Annotated in this window: 15 protein-coding genes; 8 read left to right on the top strand and 7 right to left on the bottom strand. The window is 69.4% G+C overall.

What is annotated here, in order from left to right; translation table 11 throughout:
- Positions 1-4 precede the first annotated feature (4 nt).
- Positions 5-1,078: a redox-regulated ATPase YchF gene (gene ychF / locus AWC03_RS10530; RefSeq protein WP_085240434.1), complete on the bottom strand. Its 1,074-nt coding sequence runs from the start codon at positions 1,076-1,078 to the stop codon at positions 5-7.
- Between the two features lie 143 nt (positions 1,079-1,221).
- Between ychF and AWC03_RS10535 the strand changes: the two genes are divergently transcribed.
- A complete protein-coding gene (locus tag AWC03_RS10535) occupies positions 1,222-2,409 on the top strand; it encodes a DUF6542 domain-containing protein (RefSeq protein ID WP_211279221.1) in 1,188 nt (395 codons plus the stop codon).
- Positions 2,410-2,427: 18 nt separating this feature from the next.
- Here the strand turns inward: AWC03_RS10535 and AWC03_RS10540 are convergent, their stop codons facing one another.
- Positions 2,428-3,426 carry a 4-hydroxy-3-methylbut-2-enyl diphosphate reductase gene (locus tag AWC03_RS10540; protein WP_085240436.1) on the bottom strand — a complete coding sequence of 333 codons (999 nt, stop codon included), beginning with the start codon at positions 3,424-3,426 and terminating at the stop codon, positions 2,428-2,430.
- Between the two features lie 89 nt (positions 3,427-3,515).
- On the opposite strand from AWC03_RS10540, the gene AWC03_RS10545 reads away from it, so the two are divergent.
- The 4 genes from AWC03_RS10545 (at position 3,516) to AWC03_RS10560 (ending at position 6,756) form a co-directional block, all read left to right on the top strand.
- A complete protein-coding gene (locus AWC03_RS10545; protein ID WP_085240437.1) occupies positions 3,516-4,097 on the top strand; it encodes a lipid droplet-associated protein in 582 nt (193 codons plus the stop codon).
- The gene (gene xseA, locus AWC03_RS10550) at positions 4,094-5,344 is read left to right on the top strand and encodes an exodeoxyribonuclease VII large subunit (RefSeq protein ID WP_085240438.1); all 1,251 of its coding nucleotides are present in this window, start codon (positions 4,094-4,096) and stop codon (positions 5,342-5,344) included. Before AWC03_RS10545 ends, xseA begins: the two co-directional genes overlap by 4 nt.
- Complete coding sequence (locus tag AWC03_RS10555; RefSeq protein ID WP_085240439.1) at positions 5,334-5,570, top strand: exodeoxyribonuclease VII small subunit; 237 nt, start codon at positions 5,334-5,336, stop codon at positions 5,568-5,570. The genes xseA and AWC03_RS10555 overlap by 11 nt, the downstream gene beginning before the upstream one ends.
- A 61-nt stretch (positions 5,571-5,631) precedes the next feature.
- Positions 5,632-6,756 carry a 3-beta-hydroxysteroid dehydrogenase gene (locus AWC03_RS10560; protein WP_085240440.1) on the top strand — a complete coding sequence of 375 codons (1,125 nt, stop codon included), beginning with the start codon at positions 5,632-5,634 and terminating at the stop codon, positions 6,754-6,756.
- Positions 6,757-6,763: 7 nt separating this feature from the next.
- Here the strand turns inward: AWC03_RS10560 and AWC03_RS10565 are convergent, their stop codons facing one another.
- The 3 genes from AWC03_RS10565 to AWC03_RS10575 are packed head-to-tail and all read right to left on the bottom strand — an operon-like array spanning position 6,764 to position 9,829.
- A complete protein-coding gene (locus tag AWC03_RS10565) occupies positions 6,764-8,299 on the bottom strand; it encodes a carboxylesterase/lipase family protein (protein ID WP_085240441.1) in 1,536 nt (511 codons plus the stop codon).
- Positions 8,300-8,307: 8 nt separating this feature from the next.
- Positions 8,308-9,105, bottom strand: coding sequence for a dienelactone hydrolase family protein (locus AWC03_RS10570; RefSeq protein ID WP_085240442.1), 798 nt, complete (start codon positions 9,103-9,105; stop codon positions 8,308-8,310).
- Between the two features lie 13 nt (positions 9,106-9,118).
- Entirely contained in the window at positions 9,119-9,829 is a 711-nt protein-coding gene (locus AWC03_RS10575) for a DUF4245 domain-containing protein (protein WP_085240443.1), read from the bottom strand.
- A gap of 55 nt (positions 9,830-9,884) precedes the next feature.
- On the opposite strand from AWC03_RS10575, the gene glpX reads away from it, so the two are divergent.
- Genes glpX through AWC03_RS10590 form a run of 3 tightly spaced genes read left to right on the top strand, consistent with a single transcriptional unit; the run spans position 9,885 to position 13,350 of the window.
- Positions 9,885-10,937: a class II fructose-bisphosphatase gene (gene glpX, locus AWC03_RS10580; protein WP_090421210.1), complete on the top strand. Its 1,053-nt coding sequence runs from the start codon at positions 9,885-9,887 to the stop codon at positions 10,935-10,937.
- A gap of 27 nt (positions 10,938-10,964) precedes the next feature.
- On the top strand, positions 10,965-12,377 hold the full coding sequence (locus AWC03_RS10585; protein WP_085240444.1) for a class II fumarate hydratase: 1,413 nt from the start codon (positions 10,965-10,967) through the stop codon (positions 12,375-12,377).
- Between the two features lie 16 nt (positions 12,378-12,393).
- Positions 12,394-13,350 (top strand): hypothetical protein, encoded by a 957-nt coding sequence (locus tag AWC03_RS10590; RefSeq protein ID WP_085240445.1) that lies wholly within the window; start codon positions 12,394-12,396, stop codon positions 13,348-13,350.
- Between the two features lie 16 nt (positions 13,351-13,366).
- Here the strand turns inward: AWC03_RS10590 and AWC03_RS10595 are convergent, their stop codons facing one another.
- Positions 13,367-14,824 carry an adenylate/guanylate cyclase domain-containing protein gene (locus tag AWC03_RS10595; protein WP_085240446.1) on the bottom strand — a complete coding sequence of 486 codons (1,458 nt, stop codon included), beginning with the start codon at positions 14,822-14,824 and terminating at the stop codon, positions 13,367-13,369.
- An 85-nt stretch (positions 14,825-14,909) separates the two neighbouring features.
- Positions 14,910-15,785 carry a polysaccharide deacetylase family protein gene (locus tag AWC03_RS10600; protein ID WP_085240447.1) on the bottom strand — a complete coding sequence of 292 codons (876 nt, stop codon included), beginning with the start codon at positions 15,783-15,785 and terminating at the stop codon, positions 14,910-14,912.
- Positions 15,786-15,872: the final 87 nt, after the last annotated feature.

Raw genomic sequence — 15,872 nt, forward strand, 5'->3', positions numbered from 1 at the left:
TTCGCTAGACGTTGAACCGGAACTCGACCACGTCGCCGTCGGCCATGACGTAGTCCTTGCCCTCCATGCGGACCTTGCCCGCCGCCTTGGCCGCCGCCATCGAGCCGGCGGCGATCAGGTCGTCGAAGGACACGATCTCGGCCTTGATGAAGCCCTTCTCGAAATCGGTGTGGATCACCCCGGCGGCCTTCGGCGCGGTATCGCCCTGGTGAATCACCCACGCGCGCGCCTCCTTTGGGCCCGCCGTGAGGAACGTCTGCAGCTTGAGGGTGTGGAAGCCGGCGCGGGCGAGCGCGTCGAGGCCGCGTTCGCTCTGGCCGATCGACTCCAGCAATTCGGCCGCCGACTCGTCGTCGAGCTCGTTCAGCTCGGCTTCGATGGCCGCGTCCAGGAACACCGCGTCGGCCGGCGCCACCAGCTGCCGCAGCTCCGCGACCCGCGCCGTGTCGGTCAGCACGGCCTCGTCGGCGTTGAAGACGTACAGAAAAGGCTTGGTGGTCAACAGGTTCAGCTCCCGCAGCAGCGACGCGTCCACCCCGGCACCGAACAGCGTCTTGCCGCCGTTCAAGGTCTCCTGGGCGGCGACGGCCGCGTCGTACACCGGCCTGCGCTCCTTGTTGGTGCGGGCCTCCTTCTCCAACCGCGGCAGGGCGCGCTCCAGCGTCTGCAGGTCGGCCAGGATCAGCTCGGTCTCGACGACCTCTATATCCGACCTGGGGTCCACCTCACCGGCCACGTGGGTCACGTCGTCGTCGGAGAACACCCGGACCACCTGACAGATGGCGTCGCATTCGCGGATGTGGGCCAGGAACTTGTTCCCCAGCCCCGCCCCCTCGGACGCGCCCTTGACCAGGCCCGCGATGTCGACGAACGTCACCGGCGCCGGGACGGTGCGCTCGGAGCCGAAAAGCTCGGCCAGCTTGTCCAGTCGAGGATCGGGCAGCGGGACGACGCCCTCGTTCGGTTCGATCGTCGCGAACGGATAGTTGGCCGCGACCACGTCGTTGTGGGTCAGCGCGTTGAACAGAGTCGACTTACCGACGTTGGGCAGACCCACGATTCCCAGGCTCAGGCTCACAGGGACCCAAGTCTAGGGGTCGGCGCCGGCGCGGGCCGCCATGGACCGTTCCCCGCGCCGCTCACGGGTCCGGGGCATGGCACGCCCGGCATCCCTATGAGGTATTTACGGGGCTTTCGGCCCATTGCCGGTACGGTCTACATGTGTCAGGACAGCGGCCGACGTCGACGGTGGAGCCATCCCACCGCTCGATCCACCCGAATATCCCCGGTATCCCGTGGTATGCCGCCCTGCTCCTCGCCGTTACCGCCACCGCGATCGGTTACGGAATCGACTCCGGCCACAAGGAGCTGACCCATGTCTTCGCCGGCTTCTATATAGCCGGCTGCGTGGCGGCGGTGCTGGCGGTGCGCCAGGACGGGCTGTTCACCGCGATCATCCAGCCCCCGCTGATACTTTTCTGCGCGGTGCCCGGCGCCTACTGGTTGTTCCACGACGCCAAAATCGGCCATCTCAAGGACCTGCTGATCAACTGCGGCTACCCGCTGATCGAACGCTTTCCGCTGATGCTGGGAACCGCCGGCATCGTGCTGCTGATCGGGCTGGTCAGGTGGTACTTCGGCCAGTCGCAGCGGGCGACCTCGGCGGCCGACGCCTCCGACGACGGGGAGTCCGCCGACATCGGGTCCGTCGTCGGCGGCTTCGTCGCCAAAGCGGTCGCCAAACTGCAGGCAATCGTGCGGGCGGAATCCGGTGACGACGACGCCGACGAGGCGGCCCCGGCGAGGGCGCGCCGCGACCGCGGGACCGGTAGCGCATCCCGGGCCCGCCGGACGGCGCGCAGTGACCGGTCCGCCGCCCGTTCCGCCCGGGCCCGTTCCCGGCATACCCGGGAACCGCTGGACGCCGCGGCCGAACCGGGCGAGCGGCGCTCGAGCCGGAGAGGGTCGGCGACCGCCCGCGACTACGACGCCGCGGAACGGCGGTCGCGACGCCGCCCCAGGCCGGACGCCGATGCGGACCCGCGCGGCCAGTCGGCCCGGGACGGCCGGCGCGAGCCGCGCACCCGACGCAACCCCTACGAGCGGCCCTACGACGAGCCCTACGAGCGGCCCGCGCCGCGGAGCAGCCGTTTCGACGGGTACGACAGGTACGAACCGCCCGGTGCGCCGGAGCACTTCGGTCGCTATGACAGCTATGAACCGACCTACGAGCCAAGGCGCCGCCGCCCCGCCACCAACGGCAACAATGGCACGCATCATCCGATCTCGCAGGTCCGCTATCGGGGGGCCGACGAGCCCGCCGAGCCGCGCCCGGAGCGCCGGAACCGTTCACGGACATCCGGCCGGCCGCAGCGGCCCCCGACGGAATCCTGGGAATACGACGCCTGAGCTCCGCCCGGCCCGTCTTTACAGCAGTGACCGGATCTCGCGCGGCAGCGCGAACACCAGGGTTTCCTGGGCCGTGGTGACCGGCTGCACCACATCGAAGCCGTGATCGGCGAGCCGCTCGAGCACACCGCGCACCAAGACCTCGGGGACGGACGCGCCGGAAGTCACGCCCACGGTGGTCACCCCGTCCAACCAGGCGGGATCGATGTCGTCGGCCCAGTCCACCAGGTGGGCGGCCGCCGCGCCGCCGCCCAGGGCCACCTCGACCAGCCGCACCGAGTTCGACGAGTTCTGCGAGCCGACGACGATCACCAGCTGGCACTCGGGGGCCATCGCCTTGACCGCGACCTGCCGGTTCTGGGTCGCATAACAGATGTCGTCGCTGGGCGGGTCCTGCAACTTCGGGAACCGTTGCCGCAGCCGCTCGACGATCTCCATGGTCTCGTCGACCGACAGCGTGGTCTGCGACAACCAGACCACCTTGTTCTCGTCCCGGACCGTCACGCTGTCGACGGCGGCCACCCCGTCCACCAGCTGCACGTGGTCGGGCGCCTCCCCGGAGGTCCCGATGACCTCTTCGTGGCCCTCGTGCCCGATCAGCAGGATGTCGTAGTCGTTGCGGGCGAATCGCCGGGCCTCGTTGTGCACCTTGGTCACCAGCGGGCAGGTGGCGTCGATGGTCTGCAGGTTGCGTTCGGCGGCCGCCGCGTACACCGTCGGCGCCACCCCGTGCGCGGAGAACACCACGATGGACCCCTCGGGCACCTCGTCGGTCTCCTCGACGAACACGGCGCCGGCCTTTTCCAGCGTGTTCACCACGTGCCGGTTGTGCACGATCTCGTGCCGCACGTACACCGGCGCCCCGTGCTTCTCCAGCGCGCGTTCGACCGTCTCGACGGCCCTATCCACGCCCGCGCAATAGCCACGCGGCTCGGCCAGAAGCACTCGCTTGCGGGCTGGATCGCTGGCTACCGAGCTGGACGCGCCGGGAATTCCCATGTCGACAGTCGGCGGCATGACACCCAGGGTACGTTCTGCCGGCACGGGCTTGCCAGCTCGCGCCGGTGGGCTTGGAGTTAGCCGTCGCTTAGGGCAATCTTGGACCCATGGCTACTGCACCGTATGGAGTTCGGCTACTGGTCGGCGCGGCGACAGTCGCCGTCGAGGAGACCATGAAGCTGCCGAAGACCATCCTGATGTACCCCATGACATTAGCCAGTCAGGCGGCGCACATTGTGATGCGATTTCAGCAGAACCTCGCCGAGCTGGCGATCAAGGGTGACAGCACGCTCGAAAGCATCTTCCCGCCCAAGGACGAGCAGCCGGAGTGGGCGACCTTCGACGAGGACCTGCCCGACGCGGTCGAAACGGCCGGCGGCGCCGAGGCGGGCGAAGGCGATCGCCGAACCGAGGGCCGGTTCGCGTTGTACTCGCTCGCCGACGCCGCCTCCGATGCGGCCCCGTTGAAGCAGGGCAGGAAATCCGCGGACGCGCCGGCGGTTCCGCAACCGTCGGTGGTGAGCGAGCTGGACTACGCGACGCTGACACTGGCGCAGCTGCGGGCGCGCCTGCAGTCGCTGAGCGTCGACGAACTGGAAGCCCTGCTGGCCTACGAGCAGGCCACCAAGGCCCGCGCTCCGTTCCAGACCCTGCTGGCCAACAGGATCACCCGCGCGAACGCGAAGTGACCCCAGCCGCACATTCCGAACCCAACTCCGCCGAGAACCCGTTTCCGGTGCGCGCGGTGGCCATTCGCGTCGCGGGCTGGATCGACAAACTCGGCACGGTGTGGGTCGAGGGACAACTGGCCCAGATCAGCGCGCGGCCCGACTCCAAGACGGTGTTCATGGTGTTGCGCGACCCCGCCGCCGACATGTCGCTGAGCGTGACCTGTTCGCGCGACCTGGTGGCCAACGCGCCGGTGAAGCTGGCCGAGGGCACCCAGGTGGTGGTCTGCGGCAAGCCGTCGTTCTACACCGGCCGGGGCACATTCTCGTTGCGGCTCAGCGAGATTCGTGCCGTCGGCGTGGGCGAGCTGCTGGCGCGCATCGACCGGCTGCGCCGGCTGCTGGACGCCGAAGGCCTCTTCGACCCCCGTCTCAAGCGGCCAATCCCCTTTCTGCCCAACATGATCGGGCTGATCACCGGGCGGGCCAGCGCCGCCGAACGCGACGTGACGACGGTGGCAACCGGACGCTGGCCCGGGGTGCGCTTCGCCGTCCGCAACACCGCGGTCCAGGGACCCAATGCGGTGGCCCAGATCGTCGACGCCCTCTACGAACTCGACCGCCACGTCGAGGTCGACGTCATCGTGGTGGCCCGCGGCGGCGGTAGCGTCGAGGACCTGCTGCCGTTCTCCGACGAGACGCTGTGCCGCGCCATCGCGGCCTGCCGCACCCCGGTGATCAGCGCGGTCGGCCACGAACCCGACAACCCGCTGTGCGACCTGGTGGCCGATCTGCGCGCCGCCACCCCCACCGACGCGGCGAAGAAGGTGGTGCCCGACACCGCCGCCGAGCAGCGCCTGATCGACGACTTGCGCCGGCGAAGCGCGCAGGCCCTGCGCAACTGGGTGTCCCGCGAACAACGCGCGCTGGCCCAGGTCCGCAGCCGGCCGGTGCTCGCCGAGCCGTTGACGGCGCTGACGGCGCGCGCCGACGAGATCCACCGGGCCAGGTCGGCGATCCGCCGCGACATCACCCGCCGGGCCGCCGCCGAGACCGAGCGCGTCGGTCACCTGAGCGCACGCCTGGCGACGCTGGGCCCGGCAGCCACCCTGGCCCGCGGCTATGCGGTGGTGCAGGCGGTTCCGGACGCCGGGTCCCCGGTGGTGCTGCGATCGGTTGCCGACGCCCCGGCGGGCGCCCGGCTGCGGGTGCGGGTTGCCGACGGCGCCGTCGCCGCGGTGAGCGAGGGGCCGACCGATGGCGGATAAAGAGGAGCAATCAATTACGCCCATTAGTAGCCTGGGGTACGAAGCGTGCCGCGACGAACTGATCGAAGTCGTCCGCCAGCTGGAGCAGGGCGGGCTAGATCTCGACGCATCGCTGAAGCTATGGGAAAGGGGCGAAGAACTCGCGAAACGCTGCGAGGAGCACTTAGCTGGCGCCCGCAAGCGGATCGAGGATGCGCTCGCGGCCGGCCAGCCGGACGACGCCTGATTTGGCCATTCGACGAAAGTTCTAGTCGTGACTTTTTTTCAAATTGGAACACGTTTCAGTTATGCTGCGGCCCATGGCTGATGCATCACTGACGACCGAACTCGGCCGCGTCCTGGTCACCGGGGGCTCCGGGTTCGTCGGCGCCAACCTGGTCACCACCCTGCTGGACCGCGGGTATCAAGTGCGCTCGTTCGACCGCGCGCCGTCATCGCTCGCGCAGCACCCACAGCTGGAGGTGCTCGAGGGTGACATCACCGACACGGCGGTGTGCGCCCAGGCGGTGCACGGCATCGACACGGTGTTCCACACCGCGGCGATCATCGACCTGATGGGCGGCGCGTCGGTGACCGACGCGTACCGGCAGCGCAGTTTCGCGGTCAACGTCGGCGGCACCGAAAACCTGGTGCATGCCGGGCAGGCGGCCGGGGTCAAGCGATTCGTCTACACCTCGTCCAACAGCGTCGTGATGGGCGGCCAGAACATCGCCGGCGGGGATGAGACCCTGCCCTACACCGACCGGTTCAACGACCTGTACACCGAGACGAAGGTGGTCGCCGAGCGATTCGTCCTCAACCAGAACGCGCGGCCAAATGGGGGGGTCGGGATGCTGACGTGCGCGATCCGGCCCAGCGGGATCTGGGGCCGCGGCGACCAGACGATGTTCCGCAGGCTGTTCGAAAGCGTGATCGCCGGCCACGTCAAGGTGCTGATCGGCCGCAAGTCGGCCCGGCTGGACAACTCCTACGTGCACAACCTGATTCACGGCTTCATCCTGGCCGCCGAGCACCTCGTCCCCGGCGGCACCGCTCCCGGCCAGGCGTACTTCATCAACGACGACGAACCCATCAACATGTTCGAATTCGCGCGGCCGGTGGTCGAGGCCTGCGGGGTGAGCTGGCCCCGGGTACGGGTCAACGGGCCGATGGTCCGCGCGGCGATGACCGGCTGGCAGCGGCTGCATTTCCGTTTCGGCATACCCGCGCCGCTGCTCGAGCCGCTGGCGGTCGAGCGGCTTTATCTGGACAACTACTTCTCGATCGCCAAGGCGCGCCGCGACCTCGGCTATGAGCCGCTGTTCACCACCGAGCAGGCGATGTCGCAATGCCTGCCCTACTACGTCGACATGTTCCAGCGCATGAAGGCCGAAGCGCAGCAAGGCAATACCGCCGCCAAGCCCACGGCCTGACCCGCCGCTACCGGAAACCCACCATCTGGCTGCCCCAGGCCGCCCGGATGCTCGCATCGACGTCGCGCGCGACGGTGTCGCGCTTGTCGATGATCAGACAGGCGCGGTCGTCCGCCCGGTAGGGCGTCCAGTCCGGCTCGCCGTCCGGACCCGCGGGCGTCGACCGTGCGGCGAAGTTGACCCAGCGGGTCCGCATCCTCTTGGATACCGCCTTGGCGGTCGCGGCGCCGCCGAGCTTGAGTGTTGGGTCCTTCGGACCGCCGAGATTGCCCCAGACATAAGGCAACTCGGTCGCGTGGGCGGCATTGACCAACAGCAGCTTCAGCAACGGGGTCGCGTAGTCGAACCGGTACAGATACACCGGCGCGACGCGGGAGTGGCCCTCGGCCAGCCACACCGACGGCATCCGGAACCCGACATCGGTCGCGATGCTCAAACTCCTTGCCCCGCGCCGCAATCGCGAGTACGCCGATCCGATCTGCTCCTCGGTGGGCAGTTGCAGGTCGGGTTGTTCGGCGGCGATCTGATCGAACATCGACGTGATCGCGCGGGGGGTGATCGGCATCAGCCGTGAGCGCATCAACCTGAACAGCGCCGCCTCGTGCCGGTTGGTGCCGATGATCAGCGGGATTGGAAGCGAGCGGCCCTCCTGCACCCGCTTGACCGGGTAGTCGTCCAGCAGCTCGCCGTCGATGATCGGGACGAACGCCAGAATCCCCGGGTTGCGCACGGGCACTTCGTCGAAGACCTCTTGGGAGGCGGCCAGGAGCACCGCGGTGGGCACGCTCGGCAACCGGTCCGCATCGACGTCAAGCCGTTCGAGGACCGTCTCGGCCACGCGCTCCGCCCTGCGCCGGTCGTACACCGACGTGGCCGGTGAGCTCTGGGCGATCGCGCGGGCGAACAGGCCGTCGGCTGCCGGGCAGGCCAGCAGGGTCGTCACGATCCCCGCGCCGGCGGATTCGCCGAAGAGCGTGACGTTGCGGGGATCTCCGCCGAACGCGGCGATGTTGTGCCGCACCCACGTCAGCGCCGCCAGCACGTCGCGCAGTCCGACGTTGGAATCGAACCGCCGCCGCGAGGTGGTGAATGACGACAGGTCCATGAAACCGAGCGCTCCGACACGGTAATTGACCGTCACCACGACCACGTCACCGCCGCTGACCAACCGGCGACCGTCGTACAACGCCTGGCTGCCCGAGCCCAGGACGTAAGCCCCGCCATGCAGCCAGACCATCACCGGCTTACGGTCGCCCGGCTGGGTGCCGGACGACGCCCAGACGTTCAGCCGGAGGCAGTCCTCGCCCTGCGGCGCGCCCAGGTCGAGCGGCATGTTGGGAAAGACCGGTTGCGGACATGCCGGGCCGTAGCGGGTGGCGTCGGCGACCTTTTTCCACCGCTCGGGCGGCTGCGGCGCCCGGAACCGCAGGGCACCGACGGGCGGCGCGGCGTAGCGGACGCCTTTCCATGCCCGAGCTTGGCCCAGGTCGGCACCCCGGACCGGGCCGTAGACGGTGTCGACTACGAGAGCGTCGTCGGGCATGCCGTGGCCTAGGTGAGCCGTTGCGTGAGGAACTCGACCACCCGCTTGCGGGCCTCGTAGGCCGGGTGGCCGTCGACTTCGCGGACCTCGTCGGTCAGCACCGAATGCGCGGTCCTGGCGAAGCCGTACCGGTTGCCCGGCCGCGAGTCGATCTCGATCACCTCGAACGCGTCGCCCAGCCGCTCCTTGAGCACCGCAAAGCGCTCCGCCGGCACCACCGGGTCCTCGCTGAACCGTAAACCCATGGCGCACAGCCCTTCGGTGGCGGCGCGTTCGGCGACCGCGCTCAGTTCGGACTCGCTGAGTCCCGGGTCGCGGCGGCGCGCGCGGCCCAGCGGCAGCGGTACCGACGGCTGCGACAACACCGGGGCCAGCACGCTGTCGTCGACCGCGGCGGCCAGCGCGAAGCCGCCCGTGAAACACTGGCCGATCACCCCGACCCCCTTGCCCGGCGTCGACGCGTTGAGGTCACGCGCCAGCGCCCGCAGGAACAACGACACCGGCCGCTGTTTGTTCGTCGCGAACGCCGCGAATTCTTTTGCCACACAGGCCCGGCTGACGCTCGCCGCGATGTGCCCGATCGTCTTGCCCCGGCCCGGCTCGCCGAACAGCGACGGCATGGCGACGGTGAAGCCGTTGTCCACCAGGTGGTTGCCCAGGGCAAGCACGCCGGGGTGGATTCCGGGGATCTCGGGGATCAGGACCACCCCCGGTCCGCTGCCCTTGCGGTAGACGTCATGGGTGTAGCCGCCGCCGCTGAACGGCGCCACCGACCATCCGGACAGATCCGCTTGGGGTGCGGTCACACTCGGCCCTTCCTCAGCGCGCGGGTAGCGGCGGTTGGGATTGCGTCGCCGAAGCAAGCGTACGGAACTGATCGGTGGTGCCGGCGCCGGTTATCGCGATCTGGGTGGCTCCGGACGGGCCGGTGAGCCGGGTGGTCCACACCGGCTCCGCGTCCGCCCCGCTCTGGCCGGCGCCGTTGTAGACGACCCAGCTGGTCCCCGCGACGTCGACCGTTCCGGCCGGATACGCCGACGAATGGATCGAACCCACCAGCTTGTCCTCGTCGGCGTTGCTCTGGGTGAGGCTCAGATACATCCCGGTCGGACTGATGTAGCCGACGACCGAGGTGGTCGCGTTCACCCGTTGGCCGGTCGCGGGGTCGGTGCGCCCGCCCTGGATACCGCCGCGGTTGCCCGAGTTGGCCTGCCAGCCGGCGGGCAGCTTGGGCAGCCGGACGGGAAAGCCCAGGGTGGCGGCATCGGCGCGCAGGGCCGCCGCCGCGTCGTAGGACGGCACCACGCCCCGGTGGCTGCCGGGCTGGAACGAGCACATGCCCACCAGGCCCGCCAGCAGGATGCAGCCGAGCACCAACGGGATCAGCGACCAGAACATGTCGCGGCCGTCCTGCAGCAACCGCGGTTTGGCGGGCCGTGAAACCGGCCCCGGCAGGGCCCCGGCCGCCGGGGCCGGCTCGCCCGTGACATGGGCATCCGAGCTGGCGTTCAGCGGCGGCTCTTCGGTCATCCCCCAAGTATCCCAGTTCCAGCAGACCGATCCGCTTCTGGGACAATCTCCAACCATGACAGTTGAGGGCGACCGCCCACCAGGACGGCCACGTGGTGAAGCCCCGGACCGCAACCTGGCCCTGGAACTGGTCCGGGTAACCGAGGCCGGTGCCATGGCCGCCGGCCGCTGGGTGGGGCGCGGCGACAAAGAAGGTGGCGACGGCGCGGCCGTCGACGCGATGCGCGAGCTGGTCAACACGGTGTCGATGCGCGGCGTGGTGGTCATCGGCGAGGGCGAGAAGGACCACGCGCCGATGCTCTACAACGGCGAGGAGGTCGGCAACGGCGACGGCCCGGAGTGCGACTTCGCCGTGGACCCGATCGACGGCACCACGCTGATGAGCAAGGGCATGCCCAACGCCATCTCGGTCCTGGCGGTAGCCGACCGCGGCGCGATGTTCGACCCGTCGGCGGTGTTCTACATGAACAAGATCGCCGTCGGGCCCGAGGCCGCCAACGTGCTCGACATCACCGCGCCGATCGCCGAGAACATCAAGGCCGTCGCCAAGGTGAAGGCGCTGTCGGTGCGCGACATGACCGTGTGCATCCTGGACCGGCCCCGGCACGCCCAGCTGATCGAGGACGTCCGGCTGACCGGGGCGCGCATCCGGCTGATCACCGACGGCGACGTCGCCGGCGCGATCTCGGCCTGCCGGCCAAACTCGGGCACCGACATGCTGGCCGGGATCGGCGGCACCCCCGAGGGCATCATCGCCGCCGCCGCGATCCGGTGTATGGGCGGTGCCATCCAGGCGCGGCTGGCGCCCAAGGACGACGAGGAACGCCAGAAGGCCGTCGACGCCGGACACGACGTCGATCGGGTGCTGACCACCGAGGACCTGGTGTCCGGGGAGAACGTCTTCTTCTGCGCCACCGGGGTCACCAACGGCGACCTGCTCAAAGGCGTGCAGTACTACCCGGGTGGCTGCACCACGCAGTCGATCGTGATGCGGTCGAAGTCGGGCACCGTGCGCATGATCGAGGCCTATCACCGGCTCTCGAAGCTCAACGAGTACTCCTCCATCGACTTCACCGGCGACAGCACCGCCGCCTATCCCCTGCCCTAGACCGAGAACCAGCGAGGACTGCTACCTATGGCCGAGAGCGCCACCGATACCGAATACCGCATCGAGCACGACACCATGGGCGAGGTCCGGGTGCCCGCAAAGGCGTTGTGGCGCGCGCAAACCCAGCGCGCGGTGGAGAACTTTCCCATCTCGGGCCGCGGTTTGGAGCGCACCCAGATCCGCGCGCTGGGCCTGCTGAAGGGCGCCTGCGCGCAAGTCAACAAGGACCTCGGGCTGCTGGCGCCGGAGAAGGCGGACGCGATCATCGCCGCCGCCGCCGAGATCGCCGACGGCCTGCACGACGACCAATTCCCCATCGACGTCTTCCAGACCGGGTCGGGCACCAGCTCGAACATGAACACCAACGAGGTGATCGCGAGCATCGCGGCCGCCAACGGTGTCACGGTGCACCCCAACGACGACGTGAACATGTCGCAGTCGTCGAACGACACCTTCCCGACCGCCACCCACATCGCGGCGACCGAGGCCGCGGTGCGCCACCTGATCCCGGCGCTCGAGGTGCTGCACGACGCGCTGGCCGGCAAGGCCCGCGAATGGCACACGGTGGTCAAGTCGGGCCGCACGCACCTGATGGACGCCGTGCCGGTGACCCTGGGACAGGAGTTCAGCGGCTACGCCCGCCAGATCGAGGCGGGGATCGAGCGGGTACGCGCCACGCTGCCGCGGCTGGGCGAGCTGGCGATCGGCGGCACCGCGGTGGGCACCGGCCTCAACGCCCCCGACGGCTTCGGCGCCAAGGTGGTCGAGACGCTGATCGCCTCCACGGGCCTGAACGAATTGCGCACCGCCGCCAACTCGTTCGAGGCTCAGGCGGCGCGTGACGGCCTGGTCGAGGCGTCCGGCGCGCTGCGCACCATCGCGGTCTCGCTGACCAAGATCGCCAACGACGTCCGCTGGATGGGATCCGGCCCGCTGACCGGGCTGGCCGAGATTCAGCTGCCGGACCTGCAGCCGGGCAGCTCGATCATGCCGGGCAAGGTGAATCCCGTTCTGCCGGAAGCGGTTACGCAGGTGGCCGCGCAGGTGATCGGCAATGACGCGGCAGTCGCCGTCGGTGGTTTGAGTGGCGCGTTCGAGCTCAACGTCTACATCCCGATGATGGCCCGCAACGTCCTCGAGTCGTTCAAGCTGCTGACCAACGTGTCGCGGTTGTTCGCCGAGCGCTGCATCATCGGGCTGAAGGCCAACGTCGATCACCTGCGGGAGCTGGCCGAATCGTCGCCGTCGATCGTGACGCCGCTGAACTCGGCGATCGGCTACGAGGAGGCGGCCGCGGTGGCCAAGCAGGCCCTCAAGGAGCGCAAGACAATCCGCCAGACCGTGATCGACCGTGGCCTGATCGGCGACAAGCTGTCCGAGGAAGAGCTGGACCGTCGCCTGGATGTCTTGGCGATGGCCAAGGTCAAGCCGGAGGCGTAGGCGGGGTGGTGCAGCGATGACGGCTCCGCCCGGCGGCCCCTTCGACCAAGGTCCCCACGGTCAAGGCCCCTACGACCAAGGTCCCTACGGTCAGGGCCCCTACGGGAATCCGTATGGGCAGCAACCGCATTGGGGAGGCCAGCCGCAGGGCCCGCAACCGTACCCGCCGACCGGCCCGTATCCGTATCCGCCGCCGGGGTACCCACAAGGGGGCCAGCAGTTCCCGCCCGGGTCCTACCCGCCGGGGCCGCCACCGGGCGGGCCCGGCTCGAAGCTGCCGTGGTTGATCATCGGTGGTCTCGTCGTCCTGGCCGTCATCGCGCTGGTGGCGACCCTGATGGTGGTTCGCGGCGGCAGCCACGGTAAGCCGCCGAAGGCCGCTCCCTCGTCGACGAGCACCACGGCCAGCCAGCCGAAGGGTTCGGCCCAGACCGCCACCGACTGCACCCCCAACGTGTCCGGCGGCGAGATCCCCCGGACCGACTCGATCACCGCCGGCAAGCTGTCGTTCCCGGCCTCCGCCGTGCCCCCCAACTGGACGTTGTTCTCCGACGACCAGGACCCGAACCTCATCGGGGCGGTCGGGGTCGCCCAGGACGTGCCGGGCGCCAACCAATGGATGATGACGGCCGAGGTGGCTGTCACGAACTTCGCCGCCAGCATGGACGTCACCGCGCAGGCGTCGAAGTTGCTGCAGTGCATCGCCAACGGGCCCGGCTATGCGAACGCGTCGCCGACGCTCGGCCCGACGAAGACCTCGTCGATCACCGTCGACGGAACCAAGGCCGCCCGCGCGGACGCCAACGTGACGATCGCCGACCCCACCCGCAACGTCAAGGGCGACTCCGTCACCGTCATCGCCGTCGACACCAAGCCGGTCACCGTCTTCATCGGCAGCACACCCATCGGTGACACCGCGTCGGCGGACATCATCGGGAAGATCATCGCCGCGCTGAAGGTCAACAAGTCCTGACGCGACGCCCGCCGCGCTAGCCGGCCGGCGCCGAGACGTGGGTGGCCTCGGACCGTCCCCGCAGGACGGTGGAATAGCACTCCGCCCAATGCCTTCCCTCGGCGTCGCCGGCCCGCTCGATGGCCGCCGCCGCGCACAGGATCCGCCGGTCGGCGGTCTTGGCCAGGTCGGCCAGCCGCGCGGCCTCGTTGACCGCATCGCCGATCACCGTGTACTCATAGCGGTTTTCGGCGCCGATGTTGCCGGCGAAGACGGGGCCGGCCGGCACGCCGATGCCGAAATCGACCGGCAGCCGGCGCAATTGGGTGCCCAGCGCGCGGGCGGTCGCCAGGGCCGCCGATGCCGGCTCGCCGGTCGGCAGCGGCGCCCCGAAGACGGCCAGTGCGGCGTCCCCGGCGAATTTGTTGACCAACCCGTGGTTTTCGTCGACGGCGTTGACGACGATGCGGAAGAAGTCGTTGAGAACCTGGGCGACCTCTTGCGGCGGATGGCTTTCCGCCAGCTGCGTCGAGCCGACCAGGTCGATGTAGAGGACAGCCGCCTCGACCACGTCCCCGGACAGCGTTGCGCCCTCTTCGAGGGCGCGCTGGACGACGCCGGTCCCGACGTGGCGCCCGAACAGGTCGCGCAACCGGTCCCGCTCGGCCAGCCCGGCCACCATGCGGTTGAATCCCGTCTGCAGACGGCCGATCTGGGAGCGCTCGTACGCCCCGACGTACGTTCCGATGCGGCCGCGCTCGACCTCGGCCATGGCGTCGACGACCTCGCCCAGCGGGTCGGAGATGGACCGGGACGTCAAGATCATGGTCGGCAGCCCGAGCACCAGCGCCGCCAACGCAACCACCAGGATCGGCACATCGAGCGACGCGGACTTGTCGATCAGCCACCCGTAGGAGCGAAGCACGACCAGCGCCGCGATCACGCCGATGGGGAAGGCGCTGGACAGGAACCACAGCAGGACCAGACGCGCGTACACCCCGGGCACGGCCACCCGTGGCTCGCAGCCCAGGGTGGCGGCGCGCATGATGGGCCGCAGGACGCGCTGGGCCAGCAGCATCGCGGTGCCGGCGGCGGCCGGTCCGCCCAGCAGCGCGCCGAGCGCGATGGGCAGCAGCAGCTGCGCGCCGCCGTGGAGGTTCAGCAGCATGAAGATGCCACCGCTGACGACCCATGCCCCGAACAGGATGACCGACTGGCGCCCGGGCAGCTTCAGCGCAGCGTCCCGCTGCTCCAGGTCGGGTTCGGCGCCCGAGGCGTACCAACGCAGCGTCGGGGCGATGCTCACGACCCCGGCGGTCGCGACGCCGGCGATGCCCAACAGAACGAGCGCCACCACCGCCGCCGAGTTGGTCTGCGCGAAGTCGACGTTGGCCGCGACGGAGGTGTGGCCGCGCAGCGGGATCAGGATGGCGGCCGCCTCGATGACGGCCAGCACGTACGACAGGGCGAGGTCGGCGCCGTATTGAATCGCCAACCGGCGAGCGGACTTCCGTTGCCCCACCGGTGCTTGCGGGCGCGACGTCCCCAGCCGGGTGGCCACGCGTGCCCGCAAGCCTGTGCTAGGCACCGTTGTTCGGCCCCCCGGAGTTCTGGCCCGGGATGTCGGTGATCGGGAAGTTCGGCATCGGCTTGGGCGACGGCGTGTTGGGCAGCGGCGGGATGTCACCGGGCGGGATGTCGTGCAGCTCGTTGGCGGGTGACCCGTTCTCGCGGCTGCCGTAGCTGCTGCCCGGCGCCCGGGGGCCCAGGAGCTCGCTGACCGTCACCATCCGGTAGCCGTTGGCCTTGAGCACCGGGATGAACTGGTAGATCAGGTCCACGGTGCTCGAGTAGGTGTCATGGAACAGCACCACCGAGCCCGGCTTGGTGTAGGTCATCAGCATGTACCGCGTCGCGGCCGTGTTCGAGTCGTTCGCCCAGTCGAAAGGGATCACGTCCCAGAGGATTTCGGCGAGCCCGAACTTGGCCGCGGTCTGCCGGACGGCGTCGGTGGACAGCCCGCCCGCGGGCCGGTAGATCGTCGGCGTCCGCCCGGTGGCGGCGGTGATCGCGTCGTTGGCCTTGGCGAACTGGGAAGCGATGTCCTCCGGCGGGATCGTCGCCATGTTCGGGTGCTCCCACGTGTGGCTGCCGATCTCCATCCCCGCGTCGGCCACCTGCTTGGATCCCGCGGGGTTGGCCGCCACCTTGTTGCCGATCTCGAAGAACGTCGCCTTGGCGTCGTTGTCCTTCAGGATCTGCAGCAACCGGCCGTCGAATGGGCTGGGCCCGTCGTCGAACGTCAGCGCCACACACTTGACCACCGCGCAGCTGAGGTTGTCGGCGCGCGTCACGTGACCGGTCAGCCCGCCGATCACCAACACCGCCACGGCCGTGAGGACACCGGCAACCGTGCGCCAGTAGCGCCAGGCCTGATTGTCGGGTCTTTTCGGCACCGTGGAAGTCTACCCACCGCGAGACTGCAGCTAGCGACATGTTTCGCGAGTGGAAGCGTCACGGAATACAGTTTCGCGGCCGACCAG

The sequence above is a fragment of the Mycobacterium europaeum genome, from assembly GCF_002102155.1.
Taxonomy (GTDB): domain Bacteria; phylum Actinomycetota; class Actinomycetes; order Mycobacteriales; family Mycobacteriaceae; genus Mycobacterium; species Mycobacterium europaeum.

Coding starts and splice junctions, on each gene's coding strand:
- AWC03_RS10540 (WP_085240436.1), bottom strand. CDS start 3,426: ATGCCGCCGACTGTCGACATGGGAATTCCCGGCGCGTCCAGCTCGGTA.
- AWC03_RS10545 (WP_085240437.1), top strand. CDS start 3,516: ATGGCTACTGCACCGTATGGAGTTCGGCTACTGGTCGGCGCGGCGACA.
- AWC03_RS10555 (WP_085240439.1), top strand. CDS start 5,334: ATGGCGGATAAAGAGGAGCAATCAATTACGCCCATTAGTAGCCTGGGG.
- AWC03_RS10560 (WP_085240440.1), top strand. CDS start 5,632: ATGCTGCGGCCCATGGCTGATGCATCACTGACGACCGAACTCGGCCGC.
- AWC03_RS10565 (WP_085240441.1), bottom strand. CDS start 8,299: ATGCCCGACGACGCTCTCGTAGTCGACACCGTCTACGGCCCGGTCCGG.
- AWC03_RS10575 (WP_085240443.1), bottom strand. CDS start 9,829: ATGACCGAAGAGCCGCCGCTGAACGCCAGCTCGGATGCCCATGTCACG.
- glpX (WP_090421210.1), top strand. CDS start 9,885: ATGACAGTTGAGGGCGACCGCCCACCAGGACGGCCACGTGGTGAAGCC.
- AWC03_RS10585 (WP_085240444.1), top strand. CDS start 10,965: ATGGCCGAGAGCGCCACCGATACCGAATACCGCATCGAGCACGACACC.
- AWC03_RS10590 (WP_085240445.1), top strand. CDS start 12,394: ATGACGGCTCCGCCCGGCGGCCCCTTCGACCAAGGTCCCCACGGTCAA.